Annotated in this window: 20 protein-coding genes; 14 read left to right on the top strand and 6 right to left on the bottom strand. The window is 65.4% G+C overall.

The window, feature by feature from the left end:
* Window positions 1-9 precede the first annotated feature (9 nt).
* Window positions 10-498, top strand: a complete 489-nt coding sequence (locus tag RHO23_RS11105; RefSeq protein WP_423489215.1) for an SRPBCC family protein — start codon at window positions 10-12, stop codon at window positions 496-498.
* Here RHO23_RS11105 and RHO23_RS11100 read toward each other — a convergent pair.
* A complete protein-coding gene (locus tag RHO23_RS11100) occupies window positions 495-965 on the bottom strand; it encodes a ferritin-like domain-containing protein (RefSeq protein ID WP_423489074.1) in 471 nt (156 codons plus the stop codon). The genes RHO23_RS11105 and RHO23_RS11100 overlap by 4 nt on opposite strands.
* Window positions 962-1,429: a hypothetical protein gene (locus tag RHO23_RS11095; protein ID WP_057968899.1), complete on the bottom strand. Its 468-nt coding sequence runs from the start codon at window positions 1,427-1,429 to the stop codon at window positions 962-964. Before RHO23_RS11095 ends, RHO23_RS11100 begins: the two co-directional genes overlap by 4 nt.
* 140 nt (window positions 1,430-1,569) lie before the next feature.
* On the opposite strand from RHO23_RS11095, the gene rimP reads away from it, so the two are divergent.
* The 10 genes from rimP to RHO23_RS11045 all read left to right on the top strand — a co-directional run bounded on the left by rimP (window position 1,570) and on the right by RHO23_RS11045 (window position 11,225).
* Complete coding sequence (gene rimP, locus RHO23_RS11090) at window positions 1,570-2,097, top strand: ribosome maturation factor RimP (protein WP_423489073.1); 528 nt, start codon at window positions 1,570-1,572, stop codon at window positions 2,095-2,097.
* Window positions 2,094-3,089 (top strand): transcription termination factor NusA, encoded by a 996-nt coding sequence (nusA, locus tag RHO23_RS11085; RefSeq protein ID WP_030093948.1) that lies wholly within the window; start codon window positions 2,094-2,096, stop codon window positions 3,087-3,089. The genes rimP and nusA overlap by 4 nt, the downstream gene beginning before the upstream one ends.
* A gap of 79 nt (window positions 3,090-3,168) precedes the next feature.
* Window positions 3,169-3,582 (top strand): RrF2 family transcriptional regulator, encoded by a 414-nt coding sequence (locus tag RHO23_RS11080; RefSeq protein WP_423489072.1) that lies wholly within the window; start codon window positions 3,169-3,171, stop codon window positions 3,580-3,582.
* Window positions 3,583-3,586: 4 nt separating this feature from the next.
* On the top strand, window positions 3,587-4,777 hold the full coding sequence (locus RHO23_RS11075) for a globin domain-containing protein (RefSeq protein ID WP_057966158.1): 1,191 nt from the start codon (window positions 3,587-3,589) through the stop codon (window positions 4,775-4,777).
* Entirely contained in the window at window positions 4,774-5,208 is a 435-nt protein-coding gene (locus RHO23_RS11070) for a hypothetical protein (RefSeq protein ID WP_217340582.1), read from the top strand. Before RHO23_RS11075 ends, RHO23_RS11070 begins: the two co-directional genes overlap by 4 nt.
* Window positions 5,209-5,312: 104 nt before the next feature.
* Window positions 5,313-5,492 carry a hypothetical protein gene (locus tag RHO23_RS11065; protein WP_423489071.1) on the top strand — a complete coding sequence of 60 codons (180 nt, stop codon included), beginning with the start codon at window positions 5,313-5,315 and terminating at the stop codon, window positions 5,490-5,492.
* Between the two features lie 195 nt (window positions 5,493-5,687).
* The gene (infB, locus tag RHO23_RS11060; RefSeq protein ID WP_030093944.1) at window positions 5,688-8,444 is read left to right on the top strand and encodes a translation initiation factor IF-2; all 2,757 of its coding nucleotides are present in this window, start codon (window positions 5,688-5,690) and stop codon (window positions 8,442-8,444) included.
* Window position 8,445: 1 nt separating this feature from the next.
* Window positions 8,446-8,922: a 30S ribosome-binding factor RbfA gene (gene rbfA, locus RHO23_RS11055; protein ID WP_030093943.1), complete on the top strand. Its 477-nt coding sequence runs from the start codon at window positions 8,446-8,448 to the stop codon at window positions 8,920-8,922.
* Window positions 8,903-9,898, top strand: a complete 996-nt coding sequence (locus RHO23_RS11050) for a DHH family phosphoesterase (RefSeq protein ID WP_070917391.1) — start codon at window positions 8,903-8,905, stop codon at window positions 9,896-9,898. The genes rbfA and RHO23_RS11050 overlap by 20 nt, the downstream gene beginning before the upstream one ends.
* Window positions 9,891-11,225, top strand: a complete 1,335-nt coding sequence (locus tag RHO23_RS11045) for an MATE family efflux transporter (protein ID WP_217340581.1) — start codon at window positions 9,891-9,893, stop codon at window positions 11,223-11,225. Before RHO23_RS11050 ends, RHO23_RS11045 begins: the two co-directional genes overlap by 8 nt.
* Here the strand turns inward: RHO23_RS11045 and RHO23_RS11040 are convergent, their stop codons facing one another.
* A complete protein-coding gene (locus RHO23_RS11040) occupies window positions 11,226-11,588 on the bottom strand; it encodes a hypothetical protein (protein ID WP_064409142.1) in 363 nt (120 codons plus the stop codon). It lies immediately after the preceding gene.
* Window positions 11,589-11,709: 121 nt separating this feature from the next.
* On the opposite strand from RHO23_RS11040, the gene RHO23_RS11035 reads away from it, so the two are divergent.
* Window positions 11,710-11,931 carry a membrane protein gene (locus tag RHO23_RS11035; protein WP_030093939.1) on the top strand — a complete coding sequence of 74 codons (222 nt, stop codon included), beginning with the start codon at window positions 11,710-11,712 and terminating at the stop codon, window positions 11,929-11,931.
* A gap of 86 nt (window positions 11,932-12,017) precedes the next feature.
* The gene (locus tag RHO23_RS11030) at window positions 12,018-12,623 is read left to right on the top strand and encodes a GNAT family N-acetyltransferase (protein ID WP_064409141.1); all 606 of its coding nucleotides are present in this window, start codon (window positions 12,018-12,020) and stop codon (window positions 12,621-12,623) included.
* Here the strand turns inward: RHO23_RS11030 and RHO23_RS11025 are convergent.
* The 3 genes from RHO23_RS11025 to RHO23_RS11015 are packed head-to-tail and all read right to left on the bottom strand — an operon-like array spanning window position 12,620 to window position 15,688.
* Window positions 12,620-13,378 (bottom strand): enoyl-CoA hydratase, encoded by a 759-nt coding sequence (locus RHO23_RS11025; RefSeq protein ID WP_064409140.1) that lies wholly within the window; start codon window positions 13,376-13,378, stop codon window positions 12,620-12,622. The two genes, RHO23_RS11030 and RHO23_RS11025, sit on opposite strands and share 4 nt — an antisense overlap.
* Window positions 13,375-14,529, bottom strand: a complete 1,155-nt coding sequence (locus RHO23_RS11020; protein ID WP_070917394.1) for an acyl-CoA dehydrogenase family protein — start codon at window positions 14,527-14,529, stop codon at window positions 13,375-13,377. Before RHO23_RS11020 ends, RHO23_RS11025 begins: the two co-directional genes overlap by 4 nt.
* Window positions 14,480-15,688, bottom strand: a complete 1,209-nt coding sequence (locus RHO23_RS11015) for an acyl-CoA dehydrogenase family protein (protein WP_064409138.1) — start codon at window positions 15,686-15,688, stop codon at window positions 14,480-14,482. The genes RHO23_RS11020 and RHO23_RS11015 overlap by 50 nt, the downstream gene beginning before the upstream one ends.
* A gap of 81 nt (window positions 15,689-15,769) precedes the next feature.
* Here RHO23_RS11015 and RHO23_RS11010 point away from each other — a divergent pair, with 81 nt between their 5' ends.
* A complete protein-coding gene (locus tag RHO23_RS11010; RefSeq protein ID WP_057966148.1) occupies window positions 15,770-16,039 on the top strand; it encodes a DUF2277 domain-containing protein in 270 nt (89 codons plus the stop codon).
* The last annotated feature ends 2 nt before the right edge of the window (window positions 16,040-16,041 follow it).

Raw genomic sequence — 16,041 nt, 5'->3', positions numbered from 1 at the left:
GATATTGTAATAGTCATGCCGTCCTTCAAGCTCGCCCCGCTGGTTGAAAGTGATTTCAACACAAGCGATTTCGTGTACACGTTCTCCACGCCCCTGGCCAAGGATGCGGCAACGGTGTGGGCCGAACTCAATGGCGAAAGCCCGCTGCATTGGTGCAAGGCGATCAACAAGATCAGCTGGACTTCACCGGAGCCGCGTGGGGTGGGGTCCACCCGCACCGCCAAGCTCGCGCTTCCCGGTGCGGCAGTGCACGAGCGGTTCATCGTGTGGGAGGAGAGCCCCGAGCGGTATCGCAACGCGTTCACCGTCGAGACGGCGACCTTTCCGGGCACCAAGCGTTTCGGCGAGCTTTATGAGGTGGTGGGCACCGCGACGGGATCGTTGTTCACCTGGAGCTTCTTCATCGAGCCCTCGCTCGGGTTCACCCGCTACCTCAAGCCGGTGATCCGTCGTGGGTTGTCCGGACTGATCAGCGACACCCAGAAGCACTTCGCTTAGTTTTCGTTCCCTCCCGGGAACGCCACACTGGCAGGCGTGATGTCGGAAGCCACTCGCCACCGCGCCGCGCGAATCGCGCTCTCGGTGAGCATTCGCACCGCGAATCCACGATCGTCACTGTTGTCGGCCTGCTCGGCGACGGCCCGCCAGCGCGCTGCGGTGTCCGCCTCGAGCTGCAGCGCCAGCTTCGTGGCATCGGCGGGGTTTGTCACCGGGAACGGCACCTTGTAACCGGCGGCAGCTACCGGTGCGGTCACGGAACGGGCACGCAATTTGGCGACGCACTCCTCGCGGCACTGTCGATGCTCGATCAGGCACTCGGTGACCAGCCAGTTGTTGTCGGGCACCGAGTGCGCGGACACCAGTCCGTACGCGTAGATGGCCGCGTGCTCGTTGGCCAGGGCATCGGCCAGCGCAGTGTCGTCGGAGGAGGAGGCCGGCTGCGGGGTGGGCTCGGTCGTGGTCATGGCAGATCGACCTCGGCTGCCGAGGCGCATGCCGCGCTGATCGAGGCCAGCAGGCCGGCGCGGTATCCGCTGTGTTTGGTGGCCAGATCCATCGCCGATCGCGATGAGTCCTTGAGTTGGGTCTTGACCTGATCGACCTGCGGAGGTGATACCGGTGCGGTGGTGGTGCTGGAAGTCGGTGCGTTCGTGGTCGCCCCTGGGACGCGCGCGAGCTCCTTGGTCAGCGCGACGCCGTGCGCGCGGCGGATTGTCGCCACAGCCATCAATGCGGCTGCCGCATCTGGATTGGCGGTGGCCGCCGCGGACGCCGATGCCGCATCACGCTGCGCAAGGTCGATCTGGGTGAGCAGGTCGTCCACCTCGGGTTTGGTGTCGGGTGCCTGCTGGCACGCGGCGGCCACGACGGCGACGCCGAGTGCGGCCCCGCCGATCAACAGGTCGCGGCGCGACAGGCTTCTGGGCATTCGCCCATCCTGCCAGTGCGCGCGGTTGGCGCATGACAGCCCTCGCCGGGCGTAAGGTGGAGTGCTGGTCAGGACGAGAGTCCGACTAGTGTGTGCAAGCTGAACCGCCCGACAACTCAAGATGAGGAGCCACAATCGCCATGGGGCTGCCATCCGATGACCAGGTGATCGAGCTGCTGGGTCCCGAGTTCTCCCGGTCAGGGGTCGAGATCGAGAGCGTCGTCGTCAACGAAGCCACGGTTCCCGCCCGTATCACGGTGGTGGTCGACTCGGATTCTCCCGTGGACTTGGACGCGGTCGCCGCACTGAGCCGGACCGCATCGGGATTGTTGGACGAGGCGGACACCGGCTGGGAGGCGTACGACCTGGAGATCACTACGCCCGGCGTCGACCGGCCGCTGACCACTCCTACGCATTTTCGGCGTGCACATGGTCGGCTGGCGCAGATTCGCCTCACCGATGGCGAAGACTTACTCGGCCGCATCGGCATCGCGAACGATGACGGGATACAGGTGGTGCTGCGTAAGCCCGTCAAGGGCACCGGCTGGACCGTGCGTGATCTTGCGTTCTCCGACATCGAGAGCGCGATTGTGCAGGTGGAGTTCACAACACCCAACCCGCAGGAACTCAATCTGGCTGGGGCAGCCGAAACTGGAGGTGGCGCATGAATATCGATCCCGCGGCGGTAAACCTGATGGCTGCCGATAAGGGCATCACGGTTGACGAGGCGATTGACATCATCAAGTCGGCGCTCCTGACGGCCTACCGGCATACCGACGGCCACGAACCCAATGCGCGTATCGAACTCGATCGCAAGACGGGTGTGGTCCGCGTGCTGGCTCGCGAGACCGACGAGGACGGCAATCTCATCACCGAATGGGATGCCACGCCAGAAGGATTCGGCCGCATCGCGGCCACCACCGCGCGGCAGGTGTTCCAGCAGGGTGTGCGTGATGCGGAGAACGAGCACAAGTTCGGCGAGTTCTCCACGCGTGAGGGCGAGATTGTCGGCGGTGTGATCCAGCGCGACGCCCGGGCCAACGCGCGCGGTCTTGTCGTGGTTCGCATGGGCAGTGAGACGAAGGGCTCCGAAGGTGTGATCCCGGCGGCCGAACAAGTGCCGGGCGAGGAGTACCGCCACGGAGATCGTTTGCGCTGCTACGTCGTCGGGGTGTCTCGCGGTGCGCGTGAGCCGTTGATCACCTTGTCCAGGACACACCCGAATCTGGTGCGTAAGCTGTTCTCGCTCGAGGTCCCGGAGATCAGCGACGGTTCCGTGGAGATCGTCGCGGTGGCCCGCGAGGCGGGGCACCGGTCCAAGATCGCGGTGGCTTCAAAGGTGTCCGGGCTCAACGCCAAGGGGGCCTGCATCGGCCCCATGGGCCAGCGCGTGCGCAACGTGATGAGCGAGCTTGCCGGCGAGAAGATCGACATCATCGATTACGACCCGGATCCCGCGCGGTTCGTCGCCAATGCGCTCTCGCCCGCCAAGGTGGTGTCGGTCTCGGTCATCGACGAGGCGGGTAAGGCTGCGCGCGTCATCGTCCCCGACTTCCAGCTTTCTCTGGCCATCGGTAAAGAAGGGCAGAACGCAAGGCTCGCTGCGCGTCTGACCGGGTGGCGTATCGACATCAGAAGCGACGCAGACGCCGAAAACTAGCGCCAGTAGTACTCAGTAGCCCGTAGGTACTGACCAAAGTCCCTATCGGCACATAAGTTGCATCTCATATACAAGTTATGTGCAACTAACGCGGTTCACCGACCTGGGTCTGCGCATCGTGATGCGGCTGGCCAATGCAGGGCCGGGCGTTCAATTGCGCACCGATGATCTTGCCGCCCAACTCTGTGTGTCCTATACACACGCCACGAAAGTTGTTGCCCGACTTTCGGAAATGGGCGCGATCGAGTCCACGCGTGGCCGCCATGGGGGAGTCTGCATCACGCAGGACGGGCTCGACCGTCGAGTCGGATCATTGGCCCGGAAGTTGGAGCGCGAGGGCGAGGTCATCGACTGCGAGGGAGGGGTGCCCTGCCCCCTTCGGCACAACTGTCGCCTGCGCGACGCGCTTCGCTCGGCGCAAGAGGCATTCTTCGCCGAGCTCGATCAGTGGACTGTGGCCGAAATCGCCCGTCCAACAATGGAAAGGAAGTAGTCACGTGCTATCAGCAGAGTCGCTGGCAGTCATCCGTCAAACTCTCCCCGCGGTTGCCGGGGCCATTGACGAGATCACACCGTTGTTCTACTCCAAGATGTTCGCGGCGCACCCCGAACTGCTTCGTGATCTGTTCAACCGCGGCAACCAGGCGGCGGGGGAGCAGCCGAAGGCGCTGGCCGCGTCGATCGCGTCGTTCGCCGGGATGGTGTTGGAAGGCAATGGTGCCCAATATGATTCGGTGCTAGACAGGATCGCGCACAAGCATGCCTCGCTGGGAATTGTCGCCGAGCAGTATCCGATCGTCTACGAGCACCTGTTCGCCGCGATAGCCGAAGTGTTGGGGGACGCGGTGACCGCAGAGGTCGCGGCGGCCTGGAGCGAGTTCTACTGGCTCATGGCCAATGAGTTGATCGCGCGGGAGAAGGCCCTGTACGGCGCTGCCGGGGTTGCGCCGGGCGATGTGTGGCGGCAGGTTGTGGTGGTACGCCGCCAGCTGGAATCGGCGGATGTGGCCGGGTTCGAGTTACGCGCGGTATTCGGCGAACTGCCGAGCTTCCTTCCAGGGCAGTACATATCGGTGCAAGTTACCTTGCCGGACGGGGCCAGGCAGATTCGTCAATACAGTTTGTCTCGGGGCGCTCATGAGGGTGGCTGGCGTATTGCCGTCAAGCGAATCAGCGCCGGTGGCACCCCTGCGGGTGAGGTGTCGAACTTCATCTACGACAACATCTTCGAGGGGCAACAGCTGCGGGTCTCGGTGCCCATGGGCGAATTCACCCTCGACGATTCGGCCGATCCGCTGGTCCTGGTATCCGCCGGTATCGGCTGCACGCCCATCATGGGGATGCTGCAGGAGCTCGTGGCCACCCAATCGCCGCGAGAGGTTGTGGTCCTGCACGCCGATCAGTCGGCGGCCGCCCACGCCTACCGGCACGAGTTGGCGGATCTAGTCGGCCGACTGCCCGCCGGCCAGCTGCACACGTGGTACGAACGGGCACATGTGGAGCATCCCGAGCACGGTGTCGGCCGCATGAGCCTGCACCGACTGCCACTTAATCGACTGTCCACGGTGTTCGTCTGCGGCCCGCGGCCGTTCATGTCGGCCATCAACGAAGACCTGGTGTCTTTGGGGATTCCGCAGGAGCAGATCAACCACGAATTGTTTGGGCCCTTGGCGTCGGCCATGGCATGACACGCATCGACGTCGCGGTGGCCACATTGGCCGCATTCTGGTTGGGCTTGGTGGTGGCGATCTCGTTCATCGAGGCGCCACTGAAATTCCGGGCCCCAGGCGTCACCGTTCAGATAGGGCTCGGGATAGGCCGCCTGGTGTTCGGTGCGCTGAACGCGGTGGAGGGTGTGGTGGCCTTGGCCCTGGTGTTACTGGTGGTGGCGGGCGACCTCTCCGCGGCCGCGGTCGCCGCGGTCCTCGCGACATGCGGCTGTCTTGCGGTTCAGCTGGTGGTTGTGCGGCCAGCCATGATGAGGCGAACCAACGCGATTCGCGACGGGGGCGAGTATGCCGGGCGCAGTCGCCTGCACCTGGCATACGTCGCGGTCGAGGGCATCAAGACGGTGGCGTTAATCGGTGTCGTGATACTCATCGTGGCAGGGGTTCGGTGACCGGAATACACCCGTGTCATTCGAGGCTGTAGCCCGATTCATAAATAAGGTGTCGCGGACGGTAGACTAAGCCGTGATCCAGCGCGAGACTTCGGCGTTCGCACATGCCCCGACCGGTGAACCGGTACGGACATGCATCGGATGCCGGGGGCGAGAGTTGGCTGCAGATCTGCTTCGTGTGGTTGCTGCGGATGATCGGCATGTTGTTGTCGATATCCGCCGCAGACTGCCCGGCCGAGGTGCGTGGTTGCACAGGTCGGCGCAGTGTTATCACCTGGCGGTGAAACGGCGGGCTTTCGCTCGAGCGCTCCGGATCGGCGGAACCCCGGATACCTCCGTGGTCTTCGAACATGTTGAGCAATACCAAGAGATTGGCAACGACAAACAATGAGCACACCGTGAAGCGTCGATGATGATCGTCCATCACAGCTAACACGAGGCACGGCGCCTGAAGCCGCTGCCTCGCAGACAGGAGAGCAGTGGCAGGCAAGGCCCGGGTACACGAGTTAGCTAAAGAGCTCGGTGTGACCAGTAAAGAAGTTCTCGCCCGACTGAGTGATCAGGGCGAATTTGTGAAGTCCGCGTCCTCGACGGTGGAGGCCCCCGTCGCGCGGCGTCTTCGCGAGGCATTCGGCGGTGGCGATAAGCCCGCCGCGTCCAATGGCGCGCCCGCTGAGGCGGCGGCTCCACCCAAGAAGGCCGGTCCTAAGCCGGGAGCTCCCAAGCCGGCGCCGAAGAAGGTTGCTGAGCCAGTTGTCGAGGCCCCCCCTGCGCCGCAGCCTGCGGCCGCACCGGTGCCCGCACCCACACCCGCTGCGCCCGCGGCTCCCAAGCCGAACGCTGCGCCGGCGCCCGCTGCGGAAGCAGCCGCACCCGCGCCTGCCGCGCCGGCACCCCGTCCGGGCGCCACGCCCGGCCCCAAGCCCGGTGCTCCCCGAGTACCGCGCGTGGGTAACAACCCGTTCTCTTCGGCACAGCCGGTCGAACGTCCCGCTGTGCCGCGGCCGCAAGCGCCGCGTCCCGGAGCTCCTCGCCCCGGGGGAGCTTCCCCGAGCAATATGCCTCCGCGACCGTCGCCCGGATCCATGGGCCCGCGTCCGCCGCGTCCCGGCGGTGGCCCGCGTCCCGGTGGCGGACGTCCCGGTGGTCCCGGTGGCGGACGTCCGGGCGGTCCCGGTGGTGGCGGCGGCGGTAACTACCGCGGTGGCGGTGCCGGTGGTGGCGCTCCCGCTGGTGGTCCCCCCGGCGCTGGTGCCGGCGGTTTCCGCGGTCGCCCCGGTGGCGGCGGTGGAGGTGGCCGTCCCGGTCAGCGCGGTGGCGCGGCCGGTGCCTTCGGCCGTCCCGGCGGTGCCCCGAAGCGCGGTCGCAAGTCGAAGCGGGCAAAACGCGCCGAGTACGAGAACATGCAGGCGCCGGTCGTCGGTGGCGTGCGGTTGCCGCATGGCAACGGTGAGGTCATCCGGCTCGCTCGCGGTGCTTCGCTGAGCGACTTCGCGGAGAAGATCGATGCCAACCCGGCCTCGCTGGTGCAGGCGCTGTTCAACCTCGGCGAGATGGTGACCGCCACCCAGTCTGTGGGTGACGAGACCCTCGAGCTGCTGGGCAGCGAGATGAACTACAACGTTCAGGTCGTCAGCCCCGAGGACGAAGACCGCGAACTGCTGCAGTCCTTCGACCTCACCTACGGCGAGGACGAAGGCGGCGAAGACGATCTGGAGGTCCGCCCGCCGGTCGTCACCGTCATGGGTCACGTCGACCACGGCAAGACCCGCCTGCTCGACACCATCCGGCAGGCCAACGTCCGTGAGGGCGAGGCCGGTGGCATCACCCAGCACATCGGTGCCTACCAGGTCCTCACTCAGCTGGACGGCAACGAGCGACTGGTCACCTTCATCGACACCCCGGGTCACGAGGCGTTCACCGCCATGCGTGCGCGTGGTGCCAAGGCCACCGATATCGCGATCCTGGTGGTCGCCGCCGATGACGGCGTCATGCCGCAGACGGTGGAAGCCATCAACCACGCCCAGGCGGCCGACGTGCCGATCGTGGTCGCGGTCAACAAGATCGACAAGGAAGGTGCCGACCCGGCCAAGATCCGGGCGCAGCTCACCGAGTACAACCTGGTGGCCGAGGACTTCGGTGGCGACACCATGTTCGTCGACATCTCCGCCAAGCAGGGCACCAACATCGATGCACTGCTGGAGGCGGTCCTGCTGACCGCCGACGCAGCGCTGGACCTGCGGGCCAACCCCGATATGGAGGCCCAGGGTGTGGCTATCGAGGCGCACCTGGACCGCGGTCGCGGTCCGGTGGCCACGGTGCTCATCCAGCGCGGCACCCTGCGGGTCGGCGACTCGATCGTCGCCGGAGACGCATACGGCCGTGTGCGCCGCATGGTGGACGAGCATGGCGAAGACGTCGAAGAGGCACTGCCATCACGTCCGGTTCAGGTCATCGGTTTCACCTCGGTGCCCGGCGCCGGCGACAACCTGCTTGTCGTCGACGAAGACCGCATCGCCCGGCAGATCGCCGACCGTCGCAGTGCGCGCAAGCGCAACGCGCTGGCTGCTCGTAGCCGCAAGCGGATCAGCCTGGACGACCTGGATGCCGCGCTGAAGGAAACCAGCCAGCTGAACCTGATCCTGAAGGGCGACAACGCAGGTACGGTCGAAGCCCTGGAAGAGGCGCTGCTCGGTATCGCGATCGACGACGAGGTGCAGCTGCGGGTCATCGACCGCGGTGTCGGTGGTGTCACCGAAACCAACGTCAACCTGGCGTCGGCCTCGGATGCCATCATCATCGGCTTCAATGTGCGGGCCGAGGGCAAGGCGACTGAGCTGGCCAACCGCGAGGGTGTCGACATTCGGTACTACTCGGTGATCTACCAGGCCATCGACGAGATCGAGAGCGCGCTCAAGGGCATGCTCAAGCCGGTCTACGAAGAGGTCGAGCTGGGTCGCGCCGAGATTCGTGCGATGTTCCGGTCTTCCAAGGTCGGCAATATCGCCGGTTGCCTGGTCACCTCGGGCATCATCCGCCGCAACGCCAAGGCACGACTGTTGCGCGACAACATCGTGGTCGCCGAGACGGTCACCATCTCATCGCTGCGGCGCGAGAAGGATGACGTTGTCGAGGTCCGCGACGGTTACGAGTGCGGTCTGACGCTGACCTATAACGACATCAAGGAAGGCGACGTCATCGAGGCGTACGAACTCCGCGAGAAGGAACGGGTCTAACGTGGCCGATCCGGCTCGCGCGCGGCGACTGGCCAAGAGGATCGGAGCCATCGTCGCCTCGGCGATCGAGTACGAAATCAAGGACCCGAGGCTGACGATGGTCACGGTCACCGATACCCGGGTGACCAACGATCTTCACGATGCGACCGTGTACTACACCGTGATGGGGCAGACTCTGTCCGACGAGCCGGATCTCGCCGGCGCGGCGGCTGCGCTAGAAAAGGCAAAGGGTGTGCTTCGAACCAAGGTGGGTGCCGGGACCGGAGTGAGGTTCACGCCCACCCTGACCTTCGTGCTGGACACGATGGCCGATTCCGCCCGGCACATGGAGGAACTGCTGGACCGGACGCGCGCGGCCGATGCCGCGCTCGCCGAGGTCCGCCAGGGAGCCGTCCATGCCGGTGACGCCGATCCCTACAAGGCGTCTCCCGACGAGGAATCTGCACCCGACGAGGACGATGAGCGCCGTCCCGATTGAGACGGGTGCCGTGGGGGCACGCGTAGACGTAGAGGGTGCGGTGGAGCTCCTGGCCAAGGCCAGGAGAGTGGTGATCATCTGCCATGTGCATCCCGACGCCGACACCGTGGGCAGCGGATTGGCTCTTGGCCAGGTGCTGGTGGCCAAGGGCGTCGATGTTCAGGTGAGTTTCGGGGCACCGGCAACGCCTCCGGAGTCGGTGGGAACGCTGCCGGGCGCGGAGCTACTGGTCCCACCGCATGAGCTGCGTCGCGACCCCGATCTGGTGGTCACGGTCGATAGCCCGAGCGTGCGGCGGCTTGGTCAACTCAGCGAGCTGGTCGAGGGTTCCGCACCGGTGTTGGTGATCGATCACCACGTGTCTAATGAGCTCTTCGGTACAGCGAATTACGTTGACATCGAAGCTGATTCGACCACGATGATGGTGGCGCGGCTACTCGACGCGTGGCGGGTGGACATCACCCCCGAGATGGCCCATTGTCTGTACGCCGGTTTGGTCACCGACAGTGGATCGTTCCGTTGGGCCACCGCGCAGGGGCACCGGTTGGCCGCGCGGTTGTTGGACTTGGGTGCCGACGGTGTGAACATCACCCGTACGTTCATGGATTCGCATCCGTTTGTGTGGTTGCCGATCTTGTCGCGTGTGTTGGGCACCGCGGAGCTGATTCCCGATGCGGTTGGGGGCGCCGGATTGGTGTATGCCGTTGTCACCCACGATGTCTGGTCTTGCGCGCGCACCGAGGAAGTCGAGTCGATCGTCGATATCGTCCGCACCACCACCGAGGCCGAGGTTGCGGTGGTGTTCAAGGAGATCGAGCCCGACCATTGGTCGATATCGATGCGGGCCCGCTCTGCGGTGGACCTTTCCGCGGTAGCAGGCACCTTCGGCGGCGGTGGACATCGGCTGGCCGCCGGGTTCTCGGCGACCGGCCCGGTCGACGAGGTGGTGGCGGCGCTGGTCCGCGCCCTTGACTGACGCCACCGGCACGGCCGGCCTGTCCGGGCTGGCCCGCCGGATCATCGCCTTGGCGGTGCCCGCGCTGGGAGTGCTGGCGGCCGAACCGCTGTATCTGCTGTTCGATATCGCCATGGTGGGTCGGCTGGGCGCGGTGCCCCTGGCGGGCTTGGCCGTCGGGGGACTGGTGCTTTCGCTTGTCGGGACGCAACTGACTTTCCTGTCGTACGGCACCACCGCCCGTGCCGCACGGCGGTTCGGCTCCGGTGATCGTCCTGGGGCGGTTCATGAGGGAGTGCAGGCGACCTGGCTGGCGCTCATCATCGGGGCCGCCGTGGTGCTTGTGGTTAATGTGGTGGCCTCGCCGGTGGTCCGGGTTATCGCTGCATCGCCCGATGTCGCTGCTCAAGGCCTCACGTGGGTGCGTATCGCGATCTTCGCGGCGCCCGCGATCCTGATCTCACTCGCAGGCAACGGGTGGATGCGGGGAGTGCAGAACACAGTCAGGCCGTTGCGGTATGTGATTGTCGGCTTTGCGGTTTCGGCGGTGCTGTGTCCGGTACTGATCTACGGGTTGCTGAGTGCGCCCCGGATGGGTTTGGCGGGGTCCGCCATCGCCAATCTCGTGGGGCAGTGGCTGGCCGCGATCCTCTTCTTGCGGGCCCTGCACGCCGAGCAGGTTCGACTTCGGATGGATCCGCCGGTGTTGCGTGCGCAGCTGGTGCTGGCGCGTGATCTGCTGGTGCGCAGTCTGGCGTTTCAGGCCTGCTTCATCAGTGCCGCGGCGGTGGCCGCACGGTTTGGGGCGGCAGCACTGGCGGCGCACCAGGTGGTCCTGCAGATGTGGAGTTTTCTTGCGCTGGTTCTTGATTCGCTTGCCATCGCGGCGCAAACCCTTGTCGGCGCCGCGCTGGGAGCCGGCCGGGTGCCGCAGGCCAAGTCTGTCGCGCGAAGGGTGACGATGTTCTCACTGGGCTTCGCGGTGGTGTTGGCGGCGCTTCTGGCGCTCGGTGCGCCGGTGTTGCCGGGGCTGTTCACCTCCGATGTCGCGGTGCTGCATCAGATGCGGGTGCCGTGGTGGTTCCTGGTGTGCCAGTTGCCGATTTCGGGTGTGGTGTTCGCGCTGGACGGAGTGCTGCTGGGTGCCGCCGACGCCCGGTTCATGCGCAACGCCACCATGATCAGCGCATTGTGTGGATTCCTGCCGCTGGTGTGGTTATCGCTGGCGTACGGATGGGGACTGACCGGAATCTGGTCCGGCCTTACCCTTTTCCTGGTGCTGCGGCTGATATTGGTTGGTTGGCGCGCATTGTCCGGACGCTGGGCGGTGCCGGGGTCCGGCTCGTGATCACCGCGTCGGTGGGTACTGCGGATACTGCGGCTGCGGATATCCGGCCGGTGGCGGTGGATATCCCGACGGCGGGTAGCTCTGGTAGACCGGTGGCTGTGCGGCCAAACGCCGAATCTGCCTGATCTGCCCCATGTTTCCGAAGATCGCGATCCAGTTCATGACCAGGATGGACAGAAAGCTCCACCACCCGGCTGCCAGATTGTGGGTCTGTGCGTCGCGGTAGGCGGCCTCGCACTGCTCAAGTGTGCCGGTGATCGTGTAAGACCGGGTGCTGAACATGATCAGCATCCCGGTGTGTTTGGTGAGCCGCACCTGGAAGTACCTGGGTGCTGCGGTCGGATAGTGCTGCGGGTACGACATGAACTCTCCCCCTGATCGTGTAGCTCACTTGATGATATCGGGGGTTTGCCAGGCCGTGCCTATGTGATCCAGGTCACTTGCGGAGTATTCTGGGAAACGCTGGATGAGGAGGTGTTTCGAAATGAACCTTGATCGATTTGCCGTGTGGACCGGCTACTTCCTCGGGCTGGTGTCGGTCACGATCACCGCGCTGGGGCTGGCGGCGTTGGCCTCCGGGCATCACGGCTGGGGAATGGTCGCGGCCATTGCGTTACTGGTCACCGCGGGGCTCGGATTCGCGGTAGTCGGGGGCACGGTGCACCACGACCACAAAGTCCACAAGGAAACGCCGCACCTGATGTAGGGGTTGAAAGATCGCCTCGATGGATGCTCCTAGAATATAGGCTTACCTAAGTTAGGGCCATCGATCGAACGGAGCCACTCGGGCCGATGAACAGTCCCACCGGTTATCGAATCGGGCGAGAGATCACCGATGTGGCTGCCGAGGTCGTCGATGCGGGCCCTCCGCCGTTGCCCTCGTTTGAGGGCACCCGTTACGGGTTGCGCCCCGTTGATCCGGAAGGCACGGATCCGGACATGCTCAGCGAGTGGTTTGCTCGACCTCACCTGGTCGAAACCTGGGAACAATCCTGGTCGGCTGAGCAATGGCGGGAGGATGCCTCATACCGGCTGGCTGGACACTACTCCCTGCCCTGCATCTTGTCGGTGGACGGAATCGAGATCGGGTACGTCGAGCTGTACCGCGCTGCTCGCGATGAGATCGCGCGGATCTACGGCGCGCACGCGCATGACATCGGCCTCCACGTAGCGACCGCAGACACCCGGTATCTGGGTCGAGGTGTTGTGTCGGAGTGGATGCGGCTGCTGCCCTCGGCGGTGCACCACGCTGATGTCGACTGCCGCCGGATGATGATCGAGCCGTCGGTGTCGAATGTGCCGATGCGGAAGGCGCTGGACAGACTCGGTTGGACGCTCCTGGGTGAGTTCGATATTCGGCCGGACCGTCGGATTGCCCTGTACCGCTTGGACCGCTAGGAGTTCTGGCTACGCCCGCGCGCCATGATCGCGGCGCGACGTTCCTCGACACCCTCGGCGATGGAATTCTGCTCGATCCACCGATGCGCGTCGTCCAGGGCCACCTGCAGGCCGTTGCCGACAAGCTCGGACTCGATGCGCCGGTAGGAGGCCAGGAGCTCACGTACCGCGGGCTGGTTGTTCCCGGCGATGGTCGCCGCGAGCCGCTTGGCCGCTTGCAGCAGGTCCTCGTGGGCAACCACCTCGGTGACCAGGCCGGCTCGTAACGCGTCCTCGGCCGAGAGGTAGTCGCCGGTGAGGCTCATGCGCCGCGCCAGGCCACGTCCGACCGACAGCGGCAGCAGCGTGGTCAGCCCCCAAGTGGGCAGGATGCCAACGCGCGCATGGGTATCGGCGAAACGAGCCTTTTCGGAGGCGATCAGGATGTCGCAGGCCAACGCCAGCTCCAGGCCGCCGGTGACGGCGGCGCCGTTGATGGCACCGATGACCGGCTTGGACAGCTCCGGCCACCACGGGTCCAGGGTGTCGGCCCGATCGCCGCTGCCCAACTCCTTGAGGTCGACACCTGCGCAGAACACCGGGTCGGCGGCGGTCAGGATCATCACGTCGACGTTGTCGTCGGCGTCGGCAGCGGTGACGGCCTTGACGATCTCGTCGCCGAGCGCCTTGCTCAGCGCATTGCGGGCCTGCGGACGGTTGAGCGTGATGGTGCAGATCCGGTCTTCGGTCTGCGTCAAGAGAATTTGTTCGGTCATGCGTCGATAACCTCCTTGGCGATACGTTCGGCGTGGACGGCACGGCCTCCGAAGAGTGCCGAATTGCTGACGGCCCGTTTGTAATACAGGTGGGCCGGGTGTTCCCAGGTAAATCCGATGCCGCCATGGCTCTGAATGGCCTTGGCGGTTACCTCTACCGCTCCCGCGGACGCTACCTGCTGGGCGATGCTCGTGGCCAGCGCAGGGTCGTCAAGGCTTGGGTCGTCATGTGACCATGCCGCATGATAGGCAGCGCCACGCACATTCCCGGCGGCCGCGGCCATATCGGCGAGGCGGTGCTTGACGGCCTGGAACGACCCGATGATCCGTCCGAACTGAATTCGGGACTTGGCGTATTCGGTTGTCACGTCCAGCATGCGGGCAGCGATACCGGCCTGTTCGGCCGCCAGCGTGGTGGCGGCAACGTCCAGCGCGTGTGATACGGCCGAGGCGCCGTTCCCGACTTCGCCGATCACCCGTGCGGGAGTCGAGTCGAAGTGGATGTTGGCCTGGCGCCGGGTCAGATCCAGGGTGGCCAGGGCATGCCGATCAACGCTCGGCGCGTTCCCGTCGACCGCGAAAAGGGTTGGACCCGAGTCGGTATCGGCCAGCACCAGAATCACGTCCGCGGTGGCGCCGTCTGGAACGTGCTCGGCGTCGCCGGTGAGCTTCCATCCGTCGTCGTCGGATTCAGCGGACACTGTGATGGCGTCGGCGAGCCGGGTTCGCCCTCCGGCCAGCGTGATCGTCTTGTCGCCGGAGGCCAATGCGGGTACCCATTCGGTAAGTGCGTCGCCGTCGCCGCTGGCCACCAGCGCGGCGGCGCCGAGTGCTGCGCTCGATATCCACGGTAGACACGCCAACGCTCGTCCCAATTCCTCTGCGACGATGGCTAATTCGATTACGCCCAGGCCTCCGCCGCCATATTCTTCGGGCAGGCTCAGTCCCACGACACCCAGCTCGGATCCGAGGGCGTGCCAGGCCTCCAGGTCGATGGTGCCGGCATCGGCGATCTGGCGTACATGCTCGGGTGTCCAGACCCGTTCGCACCAACTACGCACCAGCGAACGCAGGTCTCCGTGCTCTTCGGTGAACTCGAATTCAGCCACGGGGCACCTCTTTCCATGCTTTGTCGGTGTCGACCCGGATATCGCCCGGTAACCCGAGAACGCGCTCCCCGATGATGTTGCGCATCACGTCGGAGGTGCCGCCCTCGATGGTGTTGGCTTTGGACCGCAGGAAGGCCCACATGGTGTCGGCACGGCGGTCGTCCTCGACGACGCGCCGCATGTCGTAAGAGGCGTACAGAGTCGCCTCGATGCCTAGCAGTTCGACACAGAAGTCGTAGATCTGCTGGTTGAGCTCCGCGCCCATCAGCTTGCCGATCGACCCCTCCGGACCCATGGGCGCATCGCCCTGGGCGGCGATCCTCATCTGGGTGCCATAGCGGTTTCCCTCTGAGCGCACGAACAGGTTGGTCAGCTTGGCCCGCAGCTCGGGGGTGTGTAGGTCGGGGCGTTGCTTCCACAGATTCAGTGCGTTGCCGATCGATCCGCCGGCGCGACCGTGGTCGAACGCACCGCCCAGCGCGCTGCGCTCGTTCATCAGCGTTGTCATCGAGACTCGCCAGCCGTCGCCCTCGTTGCCCAGCCGATGTGCATCCGGGATGCGGACATCGGTGAGGTACACCTCGTTGAACTCGGCATCTCCGGTCATTTGGCGCAGCGGACGGACCTCGACGCCCGGATCGGTCATATCGACCACGAAATAGGTCAGGCCCCGGTGCTTGGGCACGTCGGGATTGCTGCGAGCCACCAACAGTGCCCAGCGTGCCTGATGGGCGCCAGAGGTCCACACCTTCTGGCCGTTGATGACCCATTCGTCGCCGTCGCGTATCGCGCGGGTGGCCAGGCCCGCGAGGTCGGAACCGGCCCCGGGCTCACTGAACAGCTGACACCAGAGCTCCTCACCGGTGAACAGCGGGCGCAGAATCCGCTGGGTCAGCGCGGGTTGCCCGTGCGCGAGCACCGTGGGTGCTGCCATGCCGTAGCCGATCACGTTGATAAACAACGGGTCTGGCATGCCCGCCGCGCGCAGGATGGTGTCGGAAACGGACTGGAGCGCAGGAGGCGCGTCGAGGCCGCCGAGGCCGACCGGGAACTGAACCCAGGCCAGGCCCGCGTCGTAGACGGCGCCCAGCAGCTCGGTAACAGGGGTGGAAGCGGGGGGATGGCTGGCGAGAACCTCGTGCGCGGCGGCCGCGATGCGTTCGCGTAGCGCGCTAGACGGCTCCGATGACGTCACTGGCATGACTTACGTATACACGCGCATGTGAACTAACCGGTGGGTGGGGCATGGCGTCATCGGAATTGTCTTTCTACTGTCGTAGGTATGTGCAGGAACATCACCGAACTACGCGGGTTGGAACCTGCCGCGACCGACCAGGAGATCGAGGCGGCGGCGCGGCAGTACATCCGCAAGATCAGCGGGATTCAGAAGACCTCCGATGCCAACCGGGAAGCGTTCGAGCATGCGGTGGCGGAGGTGACGGCCACGACGATGCGGCTGCTCGCCGTGCTGCCTGCGCGGCGTCAGCCACCCAAGACGGTGCCCCCGTTGCGGCGACCCGAGGTACAGGCACGCATCGCGGCGCGCGGCTGACC

Origin of the sequence: Mycobacteroides sp. PCS013 (assembly GCF_049532645.1) — a bacterium.
Lineage (GTDB): Bacteria > Actinomycetota > Actinomycetes > Mycobacteriales > Mycobacteriaceae > Mycobacterium > Mycobacterium gwanakae.
The sequence above is the reverse complement of the archived record's forward strand: the minus strand, read 5'-3'. Positions and strand labels throughout refer to the sequence as shown.